Source organism: Caballeronia sp. AZ10_KS36 (assembly GCF_023631105.1).
Taxonomy (GTDB): Bacteria; Pseudomonadota; Gammaproteobacteria; order Burkholderiales; family Burkholderiaceae; genus Caballeronia.
This window is the reverse complement of record NZ_JALQDQ010000038.1, coordinates 15,589-36,415: the sequence shown is the minus strand read 5'-3', so window position 1 is coordinate 36,415 and position 20,827 is coordinate 15,589. Positions and strand designations below refer to the sequence as shown.

At 64.4% G+C, this 20,827-nt stretch carries 20 protein-coding genes, 1 tRNA gene and 1 pseudogene; 11 read left to right on the top strand and 11 right to left on the bottom strand.

The genetic code is table 11. The annotated features are described in order from the left end of the window. Nucleotides 1-29: 29 nt before the first annotated feature. From ssuD to NCR35_RS24835, 3 genes are read left to right on the top strand one after another with little or no spacing between them, the layout of a single operon-like run. Complete coding sequence (gene ssuD / locus NCR35_RS24845) at nucleotides 30-1,178, top strand: FMNH2-dependent alkanesulfonate monooxygenase (RefSeq protein ID WP_250536578.1); 1,149 nt, start codon at nucleotides 30-32, stop codon at nucleotides 1,176-1,178. Nucleotides 1,179-1,186: 8 nt separating this feature from the next. Then, the gene (ssuC, locus tag NCR35_RS24840) at nucleotides 1,187-1,981 is read left to right on the top strand and encodes an aliphatic sulfonate ABC transporter permease SsuC (RefSeq protein WP_250536577.1); all 795 of its coding nucleotides are present in this window, start codon (nucleotides 1,187-1,189) and stop codon (nucleotides 1,979-1,981) included. 5 nt (nucleotides 1,982-1,986) lie between these two features. Then, nucleotides 1,987-2,793, top strand: coding sequence for an ATP-binding cassette domain-containing protein (locus tag NCR35_RS24835; RefSeq protein WP_502801722.1), 807 nt, complete (start codon nucleotides 1,987-1,989; stop codon nucleotides 2,791-2,793). A 14-nt stretch (nucleotides 2,794-2,807) separates the two neighbouring features. On the opposite strand, the gene NCR35_RS24830 is transcribed toward NCR35_RS24835, so the two are convergent. Continuing rightward, nucleotides 2,808-3,494 (bottom strand): NADPH-dependent FMN reductase, encoded by a 687-nt coding sequence (locus tag NCR35_RS24830; protein WP_370650736.1) that lies wholly within the window; start codon nucleotides 3,492-3,494, stop codon nucleotides 2,808-2,810. Between the two features lie 220 nt (nucleotides 3,495-3,714). Between NCR35_RS24830 and NCR35_RS24825 the strand changes: the two genes are divergently transcribed. Then, the gene (locus tag NCR35_RS24825; RefSeq protein WP_250536576.1) at nucleotides 3,715-4,737 is read left to right on the top strand and encodes a chemotaxis protein CheB; all 1,023 of its coding nucleotides are present in this window, start codon (nucleotides 3,715-3,717) and stop codon (nucleotides 4,735-4,737) included. 11 nt (nucleotides 4,738-4,748) lie between these two features. On the opposite strand, the gene NCR35_RS24820 is transcribed toward NCR35_RS24825, so the two are convergent. After that, entirely contained in the window at nucleotides 4,749-5,051 is a 303-nt protein-coding gene (locus NCR35_RS24820) for a DUF4148 domain-containing protein (RefSeq protein WP_250536575.1), read from the bottom strand. 310 nt (nucleotides 5,052-5,361) lie between these two features. On the opposite strand from NCR35_RS24820, the gene NCR35_RS24815 reads away from it, so the two are divergent. Then, on the top strand, nucleotides 5,362-5,565 hold the full coding sequence (locus tag NCR35_RS24815; protein WP_250536574.1) for a hypothetical protein: 204 nt from the start codon (nucleotides 5,362-5,364) through the stop codon (nucleotides 5,563-5,565). Between the two features lie 60 nt (nucleotides 5,566-5,625). On the opposite strand, the gene NCR35_RS24810 is transcribed toward NCR35_RS24815, so the two are convergent. After that, nucleotides 5,626-6,537 carry a sterol desaturase family protein gene (locus tag NCR35_RS24810; protein WP_250536573.1) on the bottom strand — a complete coding sequence of 304 codons (912 nt, stop codon included), beginning with the start codon at nucleotides 6,535-6,537 and terminating at the stop codon, nucleotides 5,626-5,628. A gap of 215 nt (nucleotides 6,538-6,752) precedes the next feature. On the opposite strand from NCR35_RS24810, the gene NCR35_RS24805 reads away from it, so the two are divergent. Both NCR35_RS24805 and NCR35_RS24800 read left to right on the top strand, forming a co-directional pair. After that, on the top strand, nucleotides 6,753-7,973 hold the full coding sequence (locus tag NCR35_RS24805) for a PepSY-associated TM helix domain-containing protein (protein WP_250536572.1): 1,221 nt from the start codon (nucleotides 6,753-6,755) through the stop codon (nucleotides 7,971-7,973). Nucleotides 7,974-8,086: 113 nt separating this feature from the next. After that, nucleotides 8,087-8,305 (top strand): hypothetical protein, encoded by a 219-nt coding sequence (locus NCR35_RS24800; RefSeq protein ID WP_244849450.1) that lies wholly within the window; start codon nucleotides 8,087-8,089, stop codon nucleotides 8,303-8,305. An 87-nt stretch (nucleotides 8,306-8,392) separates the two neighbouring features. Here NCR35_RS24800 and NCR35_RS24795 read toward each other — a convergent pair. Continuing rightward, nucleotides 8,393-8,469 (bottom strand) — tRNA-Val (locus tag NCR35_RS24795). 191 nt (nucleotides 8,470-8,660) lie between these two features. Here NCR35_RS24795 and NCR35_RS24790 point away from each other — a divergent pair. Beyond that, a complete protein-coding gene (locus NCR35_RS24790; RefSeq protein WP_250536571.1) occupies nucleotides 8,661-11,051 on the top strand; it encodes a putative bifunctional diguanylate cyclase/phosphodiesterase in 2,391 nt (796 codons plus the stop codon). A 24-nt stretch (nucleotides 11,052-11,075) separates the two neighbouring features. Here NCR35_RS24790 and NCR35_RS24785 read toward each other — a convergent pair whose 3' ends face one another. Beyond that, a complete protein-coding gene (locus NCR35_RS24785; RefSeq protein ID WP_250536570.1) occupies nucleotides 11,076-11,840 on the bottom strand; it encodes a ParA family protein in 765 nt (254 codons plus the stop codon). 224 nt (nucleotides 11,841-12,064) lie between these two features. On the opposite strand from NCR35_RS24785, the gene NCR35_RS24780 reads away from it, so the two are divergent. Continuing rightward, nucleotides 12,065-12,232: a hypothetical protein gene (locus NCR35_RS24780; RefSeq protein ID WP_250536569.1), complete on the top strand. Its 168-nt coding sequence runs from the start codon at nucleotides 12,065-12,067 to the stop codon at nucleotides 12,230-12,232. Nucleotides 12,233-12,423: 191 nt separating this feature from the next. On the opposite strand, the gene NCR35_RS24775 is transcribed toward NCR35_RS24780, so the two are convergent. Beyond that, nucleotides 12,424-13,176 (bottom strand): SDR family NAD(P)-dependent oxidoreductase, encoded by a 753-nt coding sequence (locus NCR35_RS24775; protein WP_250536568.1) that lies wholly within the window; start codon nucleotides 13,174-13,176, stop codon nucleotides 12,424-12,426. Between the two features lie 102 nt (nucleotides 13,177-13,278). Between NCR35_RS24775 and NCR35_RS24770 the strand changes: the two are divergent. After that, nucleotides 13,279-14,193 (top strand): annotated as a pseudogene (locus NCR35_RS24770) (LysR family transcriptional regulator); the annotation flags it as partial. A 56-nt stretch (nucleotides 14,194-14,249) separates the two neighbouring features. On the opposite strand, the gene NCR35_RS24765 reads toward NCR35_RS24770, so the two are convergent. Next, on the bottom strand, nucleotides 14,250-15,872 hold the full coding sequence (locus NCR35_RS24765; RefSeq protein ID WP_250536567.1) for an acyl-CoA synthetase: 1,623 nt from the start codon (nucleotides 15,870-15,872) through the stop codon (nucleotides 14,250-14,252). A 250-nt stretch (nucleotides 15,873-16,122) separates the two neighbouring features. On the opposite strand from NCR35_RS24765, the gene NCR35_RS24760 reads away from it, so the two are divergent. Further along, nucleotides 16,123-16,644 (top strand): ribonuclease, encoded by a 522-nt coding sequence (locus NCR35_RS24760; protein ID WP_250536566.1) that lies wholly within the window; start codon nucleotides 16,123-16,125, stop codon nucleotides 16,642-16,644. A 125-nt stretch (nucleotides 16,645-16,769) separates the two neighbouring features. Here NCR35_RS24760 and NCR35_RS24755 read toward each other — a convergent pair whose 3' ends face one another. From NCR35_RS24755 to NCR35_RS24740, 4 genes are all read right to left on the bottom strand, one after another. Continuing rightward, nucleotides 16,770-17,990, bottom strand: a complete 1,221-nt coding sequence (locus NCR35_RS24755) for a glycoside hydrolase family 88 protein (protein WP_250536565.1) — start codon at nucleotides 17,988-17,990, stop codon at nucleotides 16,770-16,772. Nucleotides 17,991-18,106: 116 nt separating this feature from the next. Further along, nucleotides 18,107-19,003 carry a helix-turn-helix domain-containing protein gene (locus NCR35_RS24750; RefSeq protein ID WP_250536564.1) on the bottom strand — a complete coding sequence of 299 codons (897 nt, stop codon included), beginning with the start codon at nucleotides 19,001-19,003 and terminating at the stop codon, nucleotides 18,107-18,109. Nucleotides 19,004-19,141: 138 nt separating this feature from the next. After that, nucleotides 19,142-19,615: a MaoC family dehydratase gene (locus NCR35_RS24745; RefSeq protein ID WP_244849444.1), complete on the bottom strand. Its 474-nt coding sequence runs from the start codon at nucleotides 19,613-19,615 to the stop codon at nucleotides 19,142-19,144. Beyond that, entirely contained in the window at nucleotides 19,612-20,805 is a 1,194-nt protein-coding gene (locus tag NCR35_RS24740; RefSeq protein WP_250536563.1) for a CaiB/BaiF CoA transferase family protein, read from the bottom strand. The genes NCR35_RS24745 and NCR35_RS24740 overlap by 4 nt, the downstream gene beginning before the upstream one ends. Between the last annotated feature and the right edge of the window lie 22 nt (nucleotides 20,806-20,827).

Genomic DNA, 20,827 nt, shown 5'->3' with positions numbered 1-20,827 from the left:
GAATTAATCTCTACGAGAAACGCCCAAGCATGAATGTCTTCTGGTTCATTCCGACTCACGGCGACAGCCGCTATCTGGGCACGTCGCAAGGCGCGCGTGCCGCCGACTACGACTACTTCCGCCAGATCGCCGTCGCCGCCGACACGCTCGGCTACGAAGGCGTGCTGCTGCCGACGGGCCGCTCGTGCGAGGACGCGTGGGTGGTCGCATCGAGCCTCATTCCCGCGACGCGCCGCCTCAAGTTCCTGGTCGCGATCCGGCCGGGCCTCAGTTCGCCGGGACTCTCCGCGCGCATGGCGTCCACGTTCGACAGGCTTTCGAACGGGCGCCTGCTCATCAACGTCGTGACAGGCGGCGATCCGAACGAACTCGCGGGCGACGGCGTCTTCGAAAGCCACGACACGCGCTACGAAATCACCGACGAATTTCTGAGCATCTGGCGCGGGCTGCTGGAAAGCTCGCACGAGAAGGGCAGCTTCGACTTCGCGGGCAAGCATCTGCGCACCGAAGGCGGCAAGGTGCTGTATCCGCCTGTGCAGCGGCCGCATCCACCGCTGTGGTTCGGCGGATCGTCGGCGGCGGCGCACGAGATCGCGGCGAAGCATATCGACACCTATCTGACGTGGGGCGAGCCGCCAGCCGAAGTCGAGAAGAAACTCGCCGACATTCGCCGCCGTGCCGAGGCGGAAGGGCGCAGCATTCGCTTCGGCATTCGGCTGCATGTGATCGTGCGCGAAACGGAAGCCGAAGCCTGGGCCGATGCGGACAAACTCATCAGCAAGCTCGACGACGAGACCATTCAGCGCGCGCAGGCCCAGTTCTCGAAGATGGACTCCGAAGGGCAGCGGCGCATGGCCGCGCTGCATGGCGGCAAGCGCGACAAGCTCGAGGTCTATCCGCATCTGTGGGCGGGCGTCGGGCTGGTGCGCGGCGGCGCGGGAACGGCGCTCGTCGGCAATCCGCAGCAGGTCGCCGGGCTGATGAAGCAATACGCCGAACTCGGGATCGAGACGTTCATTCTGTCCGGTTACCCGCATCTGGAGGAGTCGTACCGCTTCGCGGAGCTCGTGTTTCCGCTGCTGCCGCGCGCGCAAAAGGCGTCCGCGTCAGGGCCGCTGTCGGGGCCGTTCGGCGAAGTGATCGGCACGTCGGAGTTGCCGAAGGCCGCGCAGGGGTGAGAGCCGCGATGAAGCGAAACCAAACGCTGCGACGCGCCGGCGTGCGCGTCTTGCCGTGGATCGTCCCGTTGCTGATCCTGCTTGCGTGGGAAGCCGCCGCGCGCTCGGGCGGCCTGTCCGCGCGCGTGTTGCCCGAACCGCTCGCGGTCGCGAAGGCCGCGTGGTCCGTGTGGCAGTCGGGCGAACTGTGGGCCGACGTGAGAATCAGCGCGTGGCGTGCGTTCGCCGGTTTCGCGGTCGGCGGCGGCATCGGCTTCGTGCTCGGGCTCGCGACGGGACTCTTTCGGCCCGCCGAGATCCTGCTCGATTCGACCGTGCAGATGATCCGCAACATCCCCGCGCTCGCGATGATCCCGCTGCTGATTCTGTGGTTCGGCATCGGTGAAGAGGCGAAGCTCGTGCTCGTCTCGCTCGGCGTGTTCTTCCCGGTGTACGTGAACACGTATCACGGCATTCGTTCCGTGGACCGCGATCTGATCGAGATGTCTCGCAGCTATGGCCTCTCGGGCTTCGCGCTGTATCGACATGTGATCTTGCCCGGCGCGCTGCCGTCCATTCTCGTCGGCGTGCGCTTCGCGCTCGGCCTGATGTGGGTGATGCTGATCGTGGCGGAGACCATCTCGGCGCAATCGGGCATCGGCTACATGACGATGAACGCGCGCGAATTCATGCAAACGGACGTGGTCGTGCTCGGCATTCTGCTCTACGCAGCGCTCGGCAAGCTCGCGGACATGGCAGCGCGCGCCATCGAACGCGCAAGCCTGCGCTGGCATCCCGCTTATCAAAACGAGGCGCAGCCGTGACTCTGATCTCTCTCGATACCCTGGATCTTCGACGGCCCGCATCGCGCGCCGCGGAGCCGCTCGCCAGAACGCCTGCGAGCCGCGATGTCGCCGTGTCGCTGCGTGGCGTCGAGAAGCGCTTCGGCGAGCGTCGCGTGCTGGCTGACCTCGACTTCTCGATCGAGCGCGGCAGTTTCGTGTCGATCGTTGGTCGCAGCGGCTGCGGCAAATCCACCTTGCTGCGGCTCATTGCAGGTCTCGACGAAGCGTCGGGCGGCGTGGTCGAGCGCCATGCCGCGACGCCCGGCGGCGAGTTGCAGGTTCGCATCATGTTTCAGGATGCGCGGCTCTTGCCGTGGAAAAGCGTGCTCGACAACGTGATGATCGGGCTGCCGCATAGCAGGCATGGCGGACGCAATCGGCGCGAAGAAGCCCGCGCGACGCTGGCCGAAGTGGGTCTGTCCGAGCGCGAGAAGGAGTGGCCGACGCGACTCTCGGGCGGTCAGCGGCAGCGCGTGGCGCTGGCGCGCGCGCTGGTGCATCGCCCGGACCTGCTGTTGCTCGATGAACCGCTCGGCGCGCTCGACGCGTTGACGCGCATCGAGATGCAGGGCTTGATCGAGCGGTTGCGGCGCGAGCACGGCTTCACTGCGCTGCTCGTCACGCATGACGTGCAGGAAGCGGTCTCGCTCGGCGATCGCATCGTGCTGATCGAAGAGGGGCGTATCACGCTGGATACGCCGGTGTCGTTGCCGCGGCCGCGTTCGCGAACCGCGAAAGAGTTCGCCGAACTCGAAGAACGCGTGTTGTCGCGCGTGCTGCGTCCGGCTTGAGTCCCCGCGTGGCGCTAGCTCTGCGCCACCGCCACCTTGTTTTCCACGACATGCCATGCGTCCGGCCGATGCGCGCCGAACGCATGCGCGAAACTCGCGGCCTGCTGACCGACCGTGCGCAGCTGCGCGACGACCTTCGGGTCCGAGCACGTATCGGCCGATTCGAAGCGCGTCTCCAGCGTGTTGACCGCCGCGCCGAACGGCGTCGGCCAGCCGCGCAGCGCATGCACGATGGAGCGCAGCGATGTCAGCACGGTGCCCGCCGCCTGCCAGCCATACGCGGTGACGATGCTGCCGACCGCGCGGCCGTCGAGATACGGACGCTCGTCGGAGCGCAGTTCTTCTAGCGTATCGAGCGCGTTCTTGACCAGCCCCGAAATGCCGCCGTGATAGCCCGGCGTGGCGATGACGAGCGCATCGGCGGCGCGCACGGCTTCGATGAGTTCGTGCTGCTCGTCCGTGAGTACGCGCGATTCGGGCGCATAGTGCGGCAAGCTATGCAGGAACGCGCCGCCGAACAACTGCACGCTCGCGCCGGATTCTTGCGCGCCCTTGAGCGCGAAGGCGAGCGCGCGTTCTGTCGATGACGCAGGCCGCGTCGTGCCGCCGATTCCGACCACGAGCGGACGGCGCGATGTTTCGGTTCGGGTCAAGTTCGATGCTCCTTCAATGTGAACGGTGCGAACCGTCGGACCGATCATCATAGCCAGCGGCCGGGCGCTCTGGAACGCATCATTTTCGCTAAGGATATGCACGGTTGTGCGAGGCCTCGGGCGCTGTTTTCTGAGGCGCTGGGCGAGCGCTTGCCGCACGCCGGATGGGGGGCGCGCAGCGTTAGCGCGTAGACTGTGCGTAATGGACATAACGGTCGACGTTTCGTCGCGGCGCGACGGCTGCCGATCCAAGTCACAGGGGACAACCATGGACGCGCGCATTCAGCGGGACATCGTGGTCATCGGGGCGTCCGCGGGCGGCGTGCCCGCGCTCGGCGCGCTGCTCGCCCGTCTGCCGGCGCAGTTGCCGGCGACGCTCCTCATCGTCATGCACATTTCGCCTTACGGACCAAGCGCGCTGCACACCATTCTGGCCCGCACGACGAATCTGCGGGTCGTCGCGGCAACCGACAACGCGCCGCTCGCGAACGGCACCGTCTTCGTGGCGACCGCGGACCGGCATCTCATGCTCACGAACGAGGGCGTGCGGATCACGCGCGGTCCCAAGGAATGCCGCGCGCGCCCGGCCGTGGACGTGCTGTTCCGCTCGGCGGCGGTGGCATACGGCGAGCGCGTGATCGGCGTGATCCTGACCGGCGCGCTCGACGACGGCACCGCCGGACTCTGGGCGGTCAAGGACCACGGCGGACTCGCGTTCGTGCAGGACCCGCTGACAGCCGAGCATCCGTCCATGCCGGAAAGCGCGATCGCGCACGTCGAGGTGGATTTCGTCGGTGGCCTGGACGCACTGGCCGGCAAGATCGTGAGCGCGGTCGTTACGCCCGCCGGCAGCCCGGCGCATGGCGTGTCCGCGCGCACGTACGCTGCCATCGAGAACAGGATTTCGGAGACCGGAGACGGCGGGGAGGCGAGTTTCATGAAGCTCGGCAACGTTTCGCGATACACGTGTCCGGACTGCAACGGCGTGCTCATGCAGATAGAAGAAGGGGCGATCATCCGGTTCAGATGTCACACCGGCCACGCGTTTTCGATCAAGACGCTGATTGCGGAAATCGACGAGGCCATCGACGGCGGCTTATGGACCACGCTGCGCGCCATCGAAGAAAGAATCATGCTGCTGCGCCAGATGGCCGATCTCGCCGAACGCGCCGGCTCCGCGCTCGACGCCGCCGCGTATCGCGCGCAGGCCGACGAAGCCGAGAAGCGCCTCGCGCCCCTGCGTCAACTCGTGCTGGACCCCGATTCTTCCTGGCATACGCCAGCCGGATGACGTGAGCCCCGTCACTCGGCTTGCGGCCCGCTCGTCTTGCAGTCCGCTTTGAACCAGGCATCCACCTGACGCTGCGCCGCTTGCAGATCCTCCGGATAGTACGGGTCGTACCATCTCGACGGATCGTAGCCCGCTTGCCGCAACGCCGTCAGTTCGCTTGCGTTCCGCGCGCGGTTCGGAGGCGCATTGCTCCGAAGCGCAGCGAGGTCGCGGCATTGTGTCGGACTCAAGTGCGCGGCGTTAGTCGGCGGGCCGCTGGCGGCACAGCCCGCCAGCAGGCAGGCGAGCGCCGGGAGCATCGGCAGGAGTTTCATGGCGGTCGTTCCTTCATCGAGTGTGCTGACAGGCCGGAGCAAAGCGGATGCCTCTACGTGCAACGCTAACGCATCTTCTGCCCGATGTCGGACCGCGAACGGTGCTACGAGTCAGCCATTGCGCTCATACGAGTGTTTGCTCGGCCAAAGCATGCCTTTCGGAAAATATAATTAGGACCTTTGACGAAGCGCGCAAGACCTCCGCCGACATATGATGACAATCACCGGCTCCGCGTAACCGATACGCGCGAAATCGCTCGCGTCCTGCGCACGGTGACCGGTGCATCTCAATCGAAAGAGGATAACCACAATGTACACAATCGACCGCGACGCACTCGCTCACGCACAGCTTGCCGGCGGCGCCGCAAAAACCACCGGCGGCGGCAGCGGCGGCACCTACCCGGCTGGCGGCTCGACGCCGCCGTCCGGCGGCACCAGCACGCAGACCGGCACGGCCACGTCTGTCATCACCGTGAACGGCCAGCAAGTCATCAATCAGACCGTCACGTTCTGATTGCGCAAGGCACGGAGGCGAACCATGCGTTCGCCTTCGTGCTTTCACAACGTTGCGGAGTCAGGACGCTTCCATCGCTTTGCCGGCGCTTCTGGCGCGCTTCTGCAATGCTTCGGTCGTTTCCCCTTCGCCGTCAGGACGCCAGCCGGGCGGGCGAAGCAGAAAGCCGATTGCCTGAGTCGCGCTCTTCGCGTGAAACACGTCTTTCGCGAGGCTCACCCAGTGCTCCGTCTGAACAACGACCGGATTGCGCGACGTGGTCGGCGTCGTGAGGCCATAGCGGCACGGCTCATCGGCGCGTTCCTCGACATATGTGCCGAACAGGCGGTCGAAGACGACGAGCACGCCTCCGAAGTTCGCATCGAGATACGCCGCGTTCGATGCGTGGTGCACGCGGTGCGCAGACGGCGTGTTGAACACGTATTCCAGCCAGCCGAGCTTCGGAATCCAGGTGGCGTGCAGCCAGAACTGATAGAGCAGGTTGATCGACAGCGCGGCGAGCACCACTTCCGGCTTGAGGCCGAACCACACGAGCGGCGTGAAGAACAGCGCCGCGCCGGTGATCTTCGAGGTCCAGCCGAGCCGATACGCCGATGAAAGCGTCAACTGGTTCGGCGAATGATGGACCGCATGCGTCGCCCAGAAGAAGCGCACCGTGTGCGACGCGCGGTGGTACCAGTAATAGCAGAACTCCATGCCGATAAAGAGCAGGAAGATGGTCAGCGGCGTGTTGGTCGTGACCGTGTGAATGCGGTGCTCCCACGCGAACGCGAAGAACGGCGTCGCGAGCGAGAGCGGCACGAACGCGAGCAGCTTTCGGCCGATCAGATCGGCGAGCGAGATCCACACCTCATGCCAGGCGAACGCCTTGTCGGTGCCCTTATGTTTGCGGCTCAGCCAGACTGCTTCGATCATCGACGCCGCGAGCACGATGACGAGCACATACACCGATAACTTTCCGACCGCTTCCATGTTTTCCGCCGTGGGTGGGTTAGGCATGTGCGCACTGTAGCGATCGGCCTTGTTAAAAACCACGCGCAACTTGTGTCGCGGAATGTCATGCGCTCGTGTCGTGAAAGGCTTGCTCACGCATCTGGTCGCCGCTACAATTGCGAACAATTCCTATTTACTCAAGCTCCTTATATGGCCGAAGCCGCACGCTCTTCCGTTACCGAGGCACCGTCCGCATGAGGCGCGTGCTCGTGCGGCTGCATCGGTGGTTCGGCGTGGCGACCGCGCTGTTTCTGTTCGTGTCGGGGTTGACTGGCGCCATCATCGCGTGGGATCACGAAATCGACGCCTGGCTCAACCCCTCCTTCTTCCATGCGCAGACTCGGGCCGCGCCGCTTGCGCCGCTCGAACTGGCGCGGCGCGTCGAGGCCGCCGATCCGCGCATTCAGGTGACCTATCTGCCGCTCGGCGTCGAGCCGGGCCGCACGGCGCAGCTGATGGTCGTGCCGCGCACGAATCCGTCGACCGGTGCGCCGTACGCGATCGACTTCAACCAGATCGCCGTCGATCCCGCGACGGGCGCGGTGCAAGGGCGCAGGATGTGGGGCGCGGTGTCGCTCGCGCGCATCGACCTGATGCCGTTCCTCTACAAGCTGCACTACACGCTGCATTTGCCGGTCGTGGGCGGCTTCGATGTCGGAACGTGGCTGCTCGGCATCGTCGGCATCGTGTGGTTCTTCGATAGTGGCATTGCGCTCGCGCTGTCGTTCCCGAGCGTGAAGGCGTGGCGCAAGTCGCTCGCGTTTCGTTTCAGGCGCGGCGGATACGCGCTCACGTTCGATCTGCATCGCTCCGGCGGTGTATGGATCTGGGCGCTGCTCGTGATGGTGGCGCTCACGTCCGTTTCGATGAATCTGAGCGATCCGGTCGTGCGTCCGGTGGTCTCGCTGTTCTCGACGCTCTCGCCGTCGTTCACCGAAAACACTGCGCTCGTGCGTGCAGGCCCGGCGGGGCGCGCCCCCGCGACGCGCGAGCAGATTCTGACCGCCGCCGCGAGCGACGCGAAGCGCGAGCACATTGCCGCACCAATGGGCGCGCTGTACTACGTGCCGACGCTCCAAGCGTACGGCGTCGGCTTCTTCGCGCCGGGACAGGACCACGGCGACGGCGGACTCGGCAACGCATGGCTCTACTACAACGGCCACACGGGCACGCTCGCGGGCTCGTCGATTCCGGGGCGCGGCTCTGCGGGCGACATCTTCATGCAGGCGCAGTTTCCGCTGCATTCGGGGCGCATCATCGGCGTCGCGGGACGCATCGCAATCAGCGCGGTCGGGATCGCGGTGGCGGTGTTGAGCGCCACCGGGCTCATCATCTGGATGCGCAAGCGCGCGGCGCGCCGGCATTCGGCGGCAGCCAATGCGCGGGCAGGGCGCGGGCGATCGGTCGCTTCGTGATGGCCCTTGCGGCGGATAAGGCTCGCCTTGGCGGTTCCACGCCGCCGCCGCGTCACTACGGACGGTATAAAATCAGAAGTACCCGCCTCGCGCTCTATGGCAGCACGTCAATCATGGAACCCACTTCGAGTAAGGAAGCGCCTCGCAGGCGCCTGTCAAAGCGATCGCTCAATGTGCTGTCGGCACTGGTCGGGATCGCCACGCTCGCGCTCGGCTTAGGCTGGCTGATCTACAGCTGGAAGGTGGATCTGGAAGTGCCGTACTTCGCGATTCCGCTCGTGCTCACGGTGCCCGTGATCGCCGCGGTGGCGTTTCGGAACATGTGGGACTAGCGTTGCGACTGACGGCAGAATGGCCGAACGAAGGACAAAAAAAATCGCCGCGATGAACGCGGCGATTTTTCTTTGAAGCGAATGCGTTGGTAGGCTCGATTGGACTCGAACCAACGACCCCCACCATGTCAAGGTGGTGCTCTAACCAGCTGAGCTACGAGCCTGTGAAGCCGCGCATTATAGAGACCCTCGTCGCGATGCACAAGCCCGGCGCTTCGAATTCTTCTCGCCCCGGCGACAAGCGCGGTGCACCGCGCTAAAGCATTTTCGCGCCCAGACGTAAACAAGAGCTAAATGATCTCTATCGCGGCCTCGTCAGCCGCTCGCACTTTCAAGCCCTCGCTTCGTGACGCCAATGTCTCATCACACTGCCCCTGGCTCCACCGGCGCGCCGCGAACGGGCCACGGTTCTGCCCAGAACCAGGGTTTTCTGTCGTTCTTCCTGAACGCCTGCGCGAAGCGCGCGGGCGTCTCGTGGCGTGACGTCTTCGCGCCTCTTCTTGCGGCGGTCGGCGCGTATGCGCTCGTGCATCTGACGCTCGCGTCCGCTTCGGCACTCGGCGCGATGTGCGCCGGCACGGTGGCCGCCGTCGCCGTCGGCACGCTCGCCTTGCGGCGCGCGCTCGGTGCGACCGCGCGCCATGACGCGACCGTCGCGCTCGTCAAGGCGCTGCTCGACGCCAATCGCGACTGCCTCAAGCTGCTCGACACCGATGGCCGCCTGCTCCGGATCTCGGAGTACGGCGCCGAACTCATGCGCGCGGCGGGCCCCGAACAACTCGCCGGCGCGGATTGGCTCGGCTTCTGGACCGGCAGCGATGCATCGGCGGCGCGCGACGCCTTCGATGGCGCGCTGCAAGGATCGCGGACATCGTTCACGGGGACGTGCCCGACGACCGCCGGCGAGCCGAAGGTCTGGCAATCGCGGCTCATACCGGTCGAAAAGGGCGGCGGGGGCATCTACGGCGTACTGTGCGCATCGCTCGACGTGACGAAGGAAGCCGAACTCGCCGCCGACCTGCGAGCGAAAGAAGCGCTCATGTCCGAGATGGAAGCGCATATCGGGCTTTGCTTCTATTCTTATAGCGCGGACTTCAGCTATTTCCATCACATCAGCGCGGGCTGTGCGTCCGTGTTCGGCCTCGCGGCGTCCACGCTTCGCGAGCGCCCGGAAGCCTGGATCGACGTCGTGCTGCCCGAGGACCGGCCGCTTGTTCAGGCGGCGATGCAGCGGCTCGCCGAGACGTCGGTCGGTGGACGCACGCAGTACCGCATCCGCGCGAACGGCGGCGAGATCCGCTGGGTGCAGAGCACCGCGTATCCGATCCTCGACGCAGCAGGAAACGTCGCGCGCGTCATCGGCGTGACGGAGGACGTGACGGCGGAGCAGGAACGGCTCGTCGAACTGGACCGGCTCGCCTACACCGATTCGCTCACCGGCCTCGCCAACCGTGGCGCGCTCGTGCGCGGCATCGAGGAACGCTGCCGGCAGGATGCGACCTTCGCTCTGATGTTCGTGGATCTCGACCGCTTCAAGGTGCTCAACGATACGCTCGGTCATACGGCGGCCGACCGGCTGCTCAAGTCGCTCAGCGAGGACATTCAGGCGTCGCTGCCGGCGGGCGCTTTCCTCGCGCGGCTCGGCGGCGATGAGTTCGCCGTGCTGATCGACGACGCGCAAGACAAGGATCATCTCGCCGGCATCGCGAAAAGCATTCTCGGCGCGCTGCGGCGAACGGGCGAGCCGACGCCCGCGGGCACCTTCGTCACGGCGTCCATCGGCATTTCCGTGTTTCCGGAGAACGGCGCGGACCACGAAACGCTGCTGACGAGCGCCGACATTGCGATGTATGCGGCCAAGAAAGCCGGGCGCAACGGCTTCCGCTTCGCCGATCAGGTCGCGACGGGCCGGATCGTCGATTTCAGGCTGGAGCGCGACGTGCCCGCTGCGCTCGCCGCCAACCAGTTCGTGCTGCACTATCAGCCGATTTATCAGCCGCATTCGCTCGAAATGTGCAGCGTCGAGGCGCTGATTCGCTGGCGACATCCCGCGCATGGGCTCGTGCCGCCGGACGTGTTCATTCCGATCCTCGAAGAAAGCGGCTTTATTAACGAGGTCGGCGCGTGGGTGATGGACGAGGCGTTGCGGCAGCTTGCGCAGTGGCGCCAAAGCGGCGCCCATGGGCTCGGCGTGTCGGTCAACGTCTCCGCGCGTCAGCTGCGCGATGCGGCGATCGTCGATGTCGTCAACACCGCGCTGCGACGGCACGGGCTGCCGGCGTCGAGTCTGCAACTCGAATTGACCGAAAGCGCATTGATGGAGAACCCGGAGCTCGCGCAACGCACGCTGCGGGCGCTGAAGGAACTGGGCGTGCGCATCGCCATCGACGATTTCGGAACCGGCTATTCGAGCTTGCGCTACCTCGCGGACTTCTCGCCCGATACGCTCAAGATCGACCGCTCGTTCATCGCGCGGCTGGAGAGCGATTTCGCCATTCACAAGATCGTGCGCGGCATCATTCAGCTATCGCATGCGCTCGGCGTCACCGCCACGGCGGAGGGCGTGGAATATCCGCCGCAGTTGCGGCTCCTGCGCGACGCGCAATGCGACTTCGTGCAGGGCTATCTATTGAGCAAGCCCGTCGCGCCCGAGCAGGTTTGCGGGCTCTCGGTCTTGGGAAGCGGTGCAGGCAATGTCGGAACGGTCGCCGCGCAACACGCCGGGGCTGTGCCGCATACGGCGTGAGCGAGCGGCTGCCGGGGTATCGCGTCAGCCGTTCAGTTCGTCGTGCAGCGCGACGTATTCCTGCGCGAGCTTGTGGCGCGGTTCGAGGTAGATCATCGGCCGCGCGTGCTGATGGCTCTCGCGAATTTTCACCGACGACGAAATGTGCGAAGCGAGCACGGGCAGATCTTCGGCGCGAAGTTCATCGACGAGCTTTTGCGGCAGACTGGCGCGCGGCTGAAACTGATTGATGACGATGCCCTCGACCTTCAGATCGGGATTGTGGTCGTGCCGGATTTCCTGCACGTTCTCCAGCACCGAATACAGCGCGCGACGCGAGAAGTCGTCGCAATCGAACGGAACGAGACAGCGTTCGACGGCAATCAGCGCCGAGCGCGTGAAGAAGTTGAGCGCGGGCGGCGTGTCGATATACACGGCGTGGTAATTCGACAGGCCCTTGAGCGCGTCGCGCAGCTTATAAATCTTGTAGCGCGATTCCAGCTTGCTTTGGAGCGTGTCGAGACTCGGATGCGACGGCACGATATCCAGATTTTCGAACGGCGTCGCATGAATGAACGAGTCGAACGCGGGCTCGCGAAAGCTGTAACTCAGCGCCGATTCGAAGAAGCTCGCGAGGTTAGGATGCGCGTCGAGCGCCGCGCCGCCGAGCAGATACTGGCTCGCGTTGCCTTGCGGATCGAGATCGACGACGAGCGTGCGCAAACCGCGCGACGCGCTGATCGCCGCCAGATTACAGACGATAGTGGACTTGCCTACGCCACCCTTTTGATTGAAGACGACACGTCGCATCGACTGACTTCCCCTGAATGTGTACGGGCGTTCGTGAAAGGACAGCATCGTGCGCTGCATGCGCGAGCGTGAGGCGCAGCGTTATACGCCTTGCGTGATAGTAGCGCATCGCTCTTTCAGGCTCGAAGTCACGGTCGGCCGATACCGCGCGTTCGCGCATTTCAAAGCCATGCGCAGCCGAGTACACTTTATTCGCGGTGTCTTTGCCGCGAAAGGAGGTCGCGATGAAAATCGTCGAACTGTTCAGGCGCGCCAGGCGGGGCGTCACGGTCGGTCATGCCGGCGACGCGGAGCCTCATCACGAGGATCATTCAGGCTCCGTGCAGAAGCAGGCCAAAAAGCTATGGGACGCGGTCGGCCGCAGGCGTCATAAGAACGCGAAGTGGCATTAGCCGTCATGCGCCGGCGTCGTCGGATTCAATGCGCGATGCCGGCGTTCGCCCGTCGATCACACACTGCGATACTCACTAGCCGCCGGAGATCGCGCGGCTTTCTCGTTGAGCGGAAATGACTAAAAGGCCGCGGCGCTTTCGCGCCGCAGCCTTCATGCCGCTCACACTCACTCAGACTCACTCACACTCACTCACACTTGCGCCTGTCCGCCGTCGACGAAGAGTTCGGCGCCGTTGACGAAGCTCGCATCGTCCGAAGCGAGGAAGAGCGCAGCGGCAGCGATTTCGTTCGGGTCGCCGACGCGGCCCATCGGAATGCGCGACGCGAGGTAGTCCAGCAAGCCTTGCTGCTGCGCGGCATCCGGGCCCGCGAGGTCGACGAGGCCGGGCGTCTTCGTCGCGCCGGGACTGATGGTGTTCACGCGGATGCCGCGATCCTTCAGGTCGAGAATCCAGCTGCGGGCGAAGTTGCGAACCGCCGCCTTCGACGCCGAATACACGCTGAATGCCGCCGTGCCTTCGCTGGCCGCCGTCGACCCGGCCAGAATCACCGATGCGCCTTTCGACAACAAGGGCAGCGCCTTCTGCACGGTGAAGAGCGTGCCCTTCACATTGCGGTCGAACGTGTCGTGATAGTGCTCCTCGGTGATCTCGCCGAGCGGCGACATGGAGCCGCCGCCTGCGTTCGCGAACAGCACGTCGAGCCGGCCTTTCTCGCCGCGAATCTGCTCATACAGCGCGTCGAGCTGGTCGAGCTTCGACGAATCGACGCGAACGCCCGTGGCGTTGTCGATCGCGGCGACTGCCGCGTCGAGTTCGGCCTGACGACGGCCGGTGATATAGACGTGAGCGCCTTCCGCGGCGAAGCGCTTGGCGGTGGCGAGGCCGATGCCGCTGGTTGCGCCGGTAACGAGAGCGATCTTGCCTTCGAGTTTGCGTGCCATGATGTTTTCCCTATCCGTTTTCGTTAAGCGATGTGAGGAGAATATCGACGCACGCGTCGTTTCGAAATAGACTGGGCTGCAAACCATCATTGCAGGAATGAAATGACGAAGCTCCCCGATTTCGAAGGGCTGGCGATGTTCGCGAAGGTCGCCGAAGAGGGCTCGTTCGCGGCGGCGGCGCGGACGATGGGCGTGTCGGTCGCGACCGTCTCGCGCGGCGTGGCGAGGCTGGAGGAGCGGCTCGGCGCACGGCTTTTCAATCGCACGTCGCGCCAGCTTGCGCTGACGGAATTCGGCGGCACGATCGCGGAGAAGGCCGGCGACCTTTATCGGCAGGCAGAGGAGGCGGAGAACGCCGCGCGAGAGATGTCGGTGCAGCCGCGCGGGCTCATTCGTCTGGCCGTGCCCATGTCGTTCGGCGTGCGCTGGCTCGCGCCATTGCTGCCCACCTTCCTGCGCACCTTTCCCGACATATCGCTGGACCTGCATTTGTCGGATGCGACGGTCGATATCGTCGCGCAAGGCTTCGATGCGGCGCTCAGGATCGCCGCGTTGCCCGATTCCTCGCTCGTGGCAAGGCGGCTGTGCGCGGTGTCGCAGTTGCTCGTTGCATCGCCGGAGTATCTCGAACGCTTCGGCCGGCCGACGCATCCGCGCGATCTGATCGGCCGGCCGTGCCTCTCGTACGCCTACCGCGCGGGCACCGAAGTCTGGCGCTTCGTGAACGACGCGGGCGACGAGGAACCGGTCACGCCGGTCGGCCCGTTGCGCGTCACGAATTCGGATGCGCTGCTGCCGACTCTGCTCGATGGACTCGCCATCGCGGAACTGCCCGAATTCATCGCGGGCGAATACCTCGCCGACGGGCGGCTGGAAGCGATTCTGACCGACTGGCACCTGACCCGGGGCGGCCTGTACTTCGTCACGCCATCGGCACGGGCGCGTCCTGCGAGAGTGACGGCGCTTGCCGATTTTCTCGCTGCGCACCTCGCGGAACCGGTGTGGCTTTCGCCGCAAGCAAAGGCGGCTGCGCGAGGCAGCGCCCATGCACCGCGCCGTCGTCGCGTGAACGGTTAGCTGTCTCTCAGCTCGCGCCTGATGAGCTTTCCGGTCGATGTCATCGGAAGCGATTCGCGATATTCGATCGAGCGCGGATATTCGTGCGCGGCGAGACGCGTGCGCACATGGTCCTGCAGTTCGCGAGTCAGTTCGTCGCTCGGTGAGAAGCCGTCGCTCAGGACGACGCACGCTTTGACGATCTCGGTCCGCTCGGCATCCGGTACGCCTACGACGGCCACCAGCCGAACAGCGGGATGGCCGAGCAGGCAATCTTCGATCGGTCCCGGCCCGATGCGATAGCCCGCGCTCGTGATGACGTCGTCGTTGCGGCCCACGTAGTGGATGAAACCGTCGCGGTCCATGCAGCCCAGATCGCCCGTGAGCAGATAGTCGCCCGCAAATTTCTCGGCTGTCGCCGCAGGATTGTTCCAGTAGCCCAGGAACATGACGGGGTCCGGCGCCTTGATGGCGATGTTGCCGATCTCATCGACCGGCTGCACGACGCCTTGGTCGTTCACCACGCGCACGTCATGCCCCGGCGCCGCGCGTCCGATTGCGCCGGGCCGGGCCGGAAACCAGTTGCCGCACGACGAGACGACCATGTTGCATTCGGTCTGACCGTAGAACTCGTTGATGGTGATGCCGAGTGCTTCGCGGCCCCATGTCAGAAGCTCGGTGCCTAGCGATTCGCCTCCGCTTGCGACGGAGCAGAGCCGCAGGTTCCATCGCTCGCGCGGCGCCTTTTCGGTACGCAGCATCTTGAGCGCGGTCGGCGGCAGGAATACGTGCGTCACGCGGTGACAGCTCATCAGATCGAACGCCGCGCTTGCACTGAACTTGTCGAAGCGATGCGAAACAACGGTCGCGCCGTGGTGCAGCGCGGGTAGAAGGACATCGAGCAGGCCGCCGATCCATGCCCAGTCCGCGGGCGTCCAGAACGTGTCGGTCTGACTGATCGACCCGCCATGCGACATCTCGACGCCCGGAAGATGACCGAGCAACACGCGATGCGCATGTAACGCGCCCTTCGGCTTGCCTGTAGTGCCGGACGTATAGATGATGACGGCGGGGTCATCGGCTCTTGTCGCCACCGGCTCGAAGGTGTCGGTTTGCGCGGCGAGCGCCGTGTCGAAGTTCTCGATTGCGCCGCTCGCTTCGGGCTGCGCGCCTGTCACGAAGACCGTGCGCAGCGCGGGCAACCGGTCGCGAATGCCTGCGATTTTTCGCGCGCCTGCGGCATCGGTCACGAGCACGCTGGCTCCGCTGTCACGCAGGCGAAACTCCAGCGCTTCCTCGCCGAAGAGCGCAAACAACGGCACCGAGATCGCGCCGAGCTTGAAAGCAGCGATATGCGCGATGGCCGTCTGCGGCGATTGCGCGATCAGGATCGCGACCCGACTGCCCTGCACGATGCCATGCGCACGAAAGCAGTGGGCGGCCCGATTGCTCTGGCTTCGCAATTCCGCGAAGGTCATTCGTTCGATGCTGCCGTCGCGATGTTCGTGGATCAAAGCCGTGTCGTCGGGACGCGAGGCCGCCCATTTGTCGCATACGTCCACGCCGATGTTGTAGTGCTCGGGAATGGCCCAGTGAAAGCCCTCAACCGCAGCTTCGTAACTGGTTTCTTTCGACAGCATGGGGCGGCTCCTTTGAAACGTTCGTTGTTGCGCGCGAATGGCGCTTGTTTTGAGGCTTATCGCGCGGTTCCAGTCATTGCTGCGGTGCAAGGATTGAGGCCGCGTCTGCTCATACCTTCTTCCCTCGATTCTGCCAGCGTATCGCGTTACTTTCCCGCGATGTCGAAGGAACAGGAGGCATGAAGTGATCGCGTCCGCGTCTGCGTCGAAGATTGCATAGCTTCGATTGCTGCACTCGGCCACTAGCGATATGCTTGAACGGTTCGCGGTCGTCGAATGCAGGTCAACCGGAGACAACGGCTTGGTCAAACGCGCGTGGATCTACCCCTGCTTGTTCGCCTTGAGCGCCGTGCTTGGCGGATGCAACAAGAGCGGCTCGCAGAACGCAACCCAGGAAAACGGTGCAAGCGCCAGCCAGGCGCCTGCACAAGCTGGCGCCGCGAGCGGCGCGCAGGCCGCGTCGGGCCCGCAGGAGCGAGGCGCATTGCCTGCCGTCGCGAAGGCGCAGTTGCCGGGCGAAGCCGCCGACACATTGCGTCTGATCAAAGCGGGCGGCCCGTTCCCGTATCGAGATGACGGCGTGCTCTTCCGCAATAGCGCGGCGTTGCTGCCGCAGCAGCCGCGTGGGTACTACCACGCCTACACCGTCCGCACGCCAGGCTCGACGGATCGAGGGCAACGCCGCATCGTGTGCGGCGGCCCGCGCAAACAGACCAGCGAGTGCTACTACACCGACGATTACTACGCGAGCTTCAAACGCATATCGGAGTGATGCGAGTCAGTTGAAGGGACTCGCGGTTACTAATGTCGGCTGGTGAGTAGGTATCCTAAGGAGTCGGTAGTGCAATGAAGCCGGCATGGTCCCATGCCGGCCTTTCGAAGCGGAACGCGTGAAGCTCAGGCAAGCGCAATGCGCGCGTCATCGAGCGGCCGCAGCTTGCCCGGATGCACGGCACGGCAGAGCGCTTCGACGAAGAAGAAATCGCCGAACATGGTCGCGCCATCCACGCCGATGTTATGCGGCTTCGAATAGCACGAGTTATGCAGCAAGCCGTGTTGGCCATCCTTCGTGAATTCTTCGCGGCACAATGCTTCGAGCATTGCGGTGCCGTGGCGATGCCACTTTGCGCCGACCTGCGCATCCGGATGCAGACGCGCCATCTCGAGCAGCGCCGATGCAACCACCGCAGCGGCTGCGGTGTCCTTGATTTCGGCATCGCGGCCTCGGGCGTCGAAGTCCCACGGCGGCACCTGACGCCCTTCCAGGCGACGCAGATAGTAATCGGCAAGACGTTCGGCGAGGTCGAGGTACTTGCGCTTGCCGGTTTCGCGCGCAGAGTTGACGTAACCGTAAATCGCCCATGCCTGACCTCGGCTCCACGCGGATTCGTCGAAGGCGCCCTGAAACGTATAGCCGCGTTTGCGCGCGCCGCTTTCCACGTCGTATTCGACGGCGTGGTAAGTGGAGTCGTCATCGCGCACGAAGGCGCGGGCGGTCATCTCGGCGTGCGCATCGGCGGCTTGCCGGTAGCTGCCGTCGTCGGCATGATTCGCGGCCCAGTAGAGCAGCGACAGATTCGCCATGGTGTCGATCGCCGATGCGCTTCGGCCACGCGGATCCGACAGCGGTCCCCATGACGCGAGATAGGCGCCGTCGCGAGTCGTCACGAGCCGCGCGCGCAGCTTGTCGGCGGCTTCGAGCGCCAGGTCCGCGAACCATTCGTCGCCGGTGATGTGATGCCCCGGCACGGCGCTGCTATCGAATATGAAGCCGATATCGTGCGTATTCGGATCTTGCGCACGCTGCCCGACGAGCAGCATGCGGGCACGCGCCCATTCGAGGAACCGTGCCTCGCCGGTATGCAGATACGACGTCAGCAGAAGCCCGACCCAGAAGCCGCAGAACCAGTTGCCGTGGCTCCACGCGTCGCCGTCATAGCCCGCGGAAAGCGAGGCGGGCAGACGTACCCATTGCCCGTCGGGACCGGTGACTTGCGGGAATTCGACGCCGAACGTGAGTTCGTCGGCGGCGACTTTCTGTGCAGTCTTGTCTAGCGTTTCGCGAAACAGCCTGATCTGTTCCTCGGATAGAGCCATCGGATTCGTTGCGTTCGACACGGTGTCTCCTTGAGTTCGTCATGCGCAGGACGATTCTAAAAAGAGCCTGCGCGACGGCGTTAGGATGAAACGCGTGAACTGTTGGACATTTCGGCACTCAGGCGGCGCACGACGAATCAGATATGCAGCTTGTCGAGGCTGCGCCGGTAGTCGATCGGTGAGCGGCCTGTGTGCTTGCGAAAACAGCGGCTGAAATAAGCGGGATCGTCGAAAGACAGCATGGCGGCGATCTCCGCCACATTCACTTCCGAGTGAAGCAGCAAACGCTTGGCCTCGAGCATCACGCGTTCCCGAATGAGTTTGGGCGCGGTGCTGCCGAGTGCTTGCCGCGTTGCCTCGTTCAGAGCCCGTTCGGTCACGTTCAGGAGGCGCGCATAGTCGGATGCTTCGTTCACCGAACGAAAGTGCTTCTCCAGCAGGCTCTTGAAGCGGCGCGAGAGCAGCACGCTGCGCGAGGCTGCGGCGTCGCGCATGGCGGCGGCGTCGCACATGCGCGCCACCTTGATCAGGAATACATGCAGCCAGGCCCAGATCGCGTCCGTGTAGCCGATTTGCTCATCGCGATACTCCTCGCGGATTCCGTCCATCACGCGCGAGAGTTCGCGGACCTGCGCATCGTTCAGATGCAGGCACGCACCGAGCTGTTCGAAGTTGTAGACAGGCACCTCGGTTTCGGTGTGGCGGTTCTGCACGCGAAACGCGAAGAACTCGGACGAGAAGCTGATCGAATAACCGAGCGTGTCGGCGGAGAGATCCAGATCGTGAATCTGCCCCGGCGTCATGAAGTAGAGCGTATTGGGGCGGACTTCGTAGCGCACGGAATCGATCACGTGCGAGCCGCTGCCGACGATCACCCACATCACATGATAGAAGTCGTGCCGATGCGGATAGACGAGCGTCGATTTCAGCGCCTCGATGGGCGCGAGGTGAAAGTCCGGCGTCTTGACGTGCGCGCCGTATTCGTAGTCCTCGATCCTGATGACCGGAACGTGGCAACAACAAGCGGTATCCAACTGTCTCCTCCCTGTTGGCGGCGCTGTGTCCCGCGCCTGCCAGCCTGCCCGAAAATCGCGGGCCACTGCACGAAGTGTAGCGGTACAGTGACCGTCGACGTTACTGGCATTTACACCATGCAAGGTGCGCTGCGGAGGTCATGCGGCGAGATTGCGGGCCATCAGCGCCTGGTCGAAGCGCAGTTCCTTCAGCGCGGAAAGGCCGCTCAGCACCACACGTCCCTGCTGGTTTCGAACGGTCGTATCCATAACGAGGATGCGCTTTGCCGGCTTCTTCTCGACGACGCACACGTTGATCGTCACCGTATCGCCGATATAAACCGGTCCGAGAAAGCGCAGTTCCTGCCCGACGTAAGCGAAGCCCGGGCCCGTGAGTTCCGTGTGGGCTGCCGACACGAGCGCGGCCGTCAACAGCCCATGCACCACGCGCCGTCCGAAGGGCGAGCATTCGGCGAACGCATCTTCCATGTGCAGTGGGTTCAGATCCCCGGACAGACGTCCGAACGCGTTCACTTCCGCTTCTGTCACCGTATGCACGATCACCTGCGTGCGGCCGATCTCGACATCCTCGAAGCGCAGGAGCGCCGGCCAGTTGTTCGGTTGTGCGCTCATGCTTCTCTCCTCGATGTCAACGCAATGCCGCCCTCGACATAGGCGTCGATCTCTTGCGGCGTGTAACCCAGTTCCGCGAGCACTTCGCGGGTATGTTGTCCCTGTTTCGGCGGATGACGGCGCAAGGGCGGCGTCTCGCCGTCATAGCGGACCGGATGCGCGAGCACCCGCACGGGCCCCGCCTGCTCATGCTCGAACGACACGATCATCTGATTGTGCAAGACCTGCGGATCGTGCTCGACCTGTTCGTAGTCGTTGACGGGCGCGAACCAGATGTCGTGTTCCTCGAACGTATGCATCCACTCTGCTGTCGTGCGCGTCTTGAGCGTGTCGTAGACAAGGCGATTGATTTCCTCGCGGCGCCGGACGTTATCCTTCGGATGCGTGAACTCCGCGAGGGCGGGACACGACAATGCGCCCGCGAGCTTCTGCACAGGCGTGAGCGACATCGCGATGTAGCCGTCGCGCGTCTGATACACGCCATAGGGCGCCGGATGAAAGCGGCTGCCGGTCGGCGGATGCGTGCGCGCCCACAGCGGCCCCTTGTTCATGTAGTACGTGAAGGGCTCGATCTGCAGATCGAGCGCCGCGTTGAGCAGATTACTCTCCACTCGCGTGCCCACGCCGGTCCGCTCGCGCGCCTGCAACGCGGCCACTACGCCGAATGCGGCGAGCGCGGCGGCATGCTGATCGACGATCGCCGAACCGACCGGCGTGGGCGGCGACTCTGCATCGCCGGAGAGCATGGTCATGCCGCTCATCGCCTGAAGGAGCAAGTCCTGCCCCGGACGCTTCAGATACGGACCCGAGGAACCGTATCCCGTGCACGAGCAGTAGACGAGGCGCGGATTGACCTCATGCACCTGCGCGTAACCGAAGCCCATCTTGTCCAGCACGCCGGGCCGATAGTTTTCGATGAGCACATCCGCTTCGCGGATCAGACGCCACACGATCTCGCGTGCGGATTGCTCGCGCAAATCGAGCGAGATGCTTCGTTGATTGCGGTTGCCGAGCAGAAAGAACACGCTCACGCCTTCGACGAAGGCATCCGCGCCGGTCCAGCCGCGTTCGAATGCGCCGCCCGGCGGCTCGATCTTGATGACATCCGCGCCCACGTCGGCGAGCATTTGCACGGCGGCGGGCCCTTGCAAGAAGTGCGTGAAGCTCAATACCTTGATGCCTTCCAGCATAACGTTCCCCTCGGTTCCGAAG

Bases quoted from the DNA above. Each gene is read 5' to 3' on its own strand.
- ssuD (WP_250536578.1), top strand. From the start codon at position 30: ATGAATGTCTTCTGGTTCATTCCGACTCACGGCGACAGCCGCTATCTG.
- ssuC (WP_250536577.1), top strand. From the start codon at position 1,187: ATGAAGCGAAACCAAACGCTGCGACGCGCCGGCGTGCGCGTCTTGCCG.
- NCR35_RS24830 (WP_370650736.1), bottom strand. From the start codon at position 3,494: ATGATCGGTCCGACGGTTCGCACCGTTCACATTGAAGGAGCATCGAAC.
- NCR35_RS24825 (WP_250536576.1), top strand. From the start codon at position 3,715: ATGGACGCGCGCATTCAGCGGGACATCGTGGTCATCGGGGCGTCCGCG.
- NCR35_RS24820 (WP_250536575.1), bottom strand. From the start codon at position 5,051: ATGAAACTCCTGCCGATGCTCCCGGCGCTCGCCTGCCTGCTGGCGGGC.
- NCR35_RS24815 (WP_250536574.1), top strand. From the start codon at position 5,362: ATGTACACAATCGACCGCGACGCACTCGCTCACGCACAGCTTGCCGGC.
- NCR35_RS24810 (WP_250536573.1), bottom strand. From the start codon at position 6,537: ATGGAAGCGGTCGGAAAGTTATCGGTGTATGTGCTCGTCATCGTGCTC.
- NCR35_RS24805 (WP_250536572.1), top strand. From the start codon at position 6,753: ATGAGGCGCGTGCTCGTGCGGCTGCATCGGTGGTTCGGCGTGGCGACC.
- NCR35_RS24800 (WP_244849450.1), top strand. From the start codon at position 8,087: ATGGAACCCACTTCGAGTAAGGAAGCGCCTCGCAGGCGCCTGTCAAAG.
- NCR35_RS24790 (WP_250536571.1), top strand. From the start codon at position 8,661: ATGTCTCATCACACTGCCCCTGGCTCCACCGGCGCGCCGCGAACGGGC.
- NCR35_RS24785 (WP_250536570.1), bottom strand. From the start codon at position 11,840: ATGCGACGTGTCGTCTTCAATCAAAAGGGTGGCGTAGGCAAGTCCACT.
- NCR35_RS24780 (WP_250536569.1), top strand. From the start codon at position 12,065: ATGAAAATCGTCGAACTGTTCAGGCGCGCCAGGCGGGGCGTCACGGTC.
- NCR35_RS24775 (WP_250536568.1), bottom strand. From the start codon at position 13,176: ATGGCACGCAAACTCGAAGGCAAGATCGCTCTCGTTACCGGCGCAACC.
- NCR35_RS24765 (WP_250536567.1), bottom strand. From the start codon at position 15,872: ATGCTGTCGAAAGAAACCAGTTACGAAGCTGCGGTTGAGGGCTTTCAC.
- NCR35_RS24760 (WP_250536566.1), top strand. From the start codon at position 16,123: ATGCTTGAACGGTTCGCGGTCGTCGAATGCAGGTCAACCGGAGACAAC.
- NCR35_RS24745 (WP_244849444.1), bottom strand. From the start codon at position 19,615: ATGAGCGCACAACCGAACAACTGGCCGGCGCTCCTGCGCTTCGAGGAT.
- NCR35_RS24740 (WP_250536563.1), bottom strand. From the start codon at position 20,805: ATGCTGGAAGGCATCAAGGTATTGAGCTTCACGCACTTCTTGCAAGGG.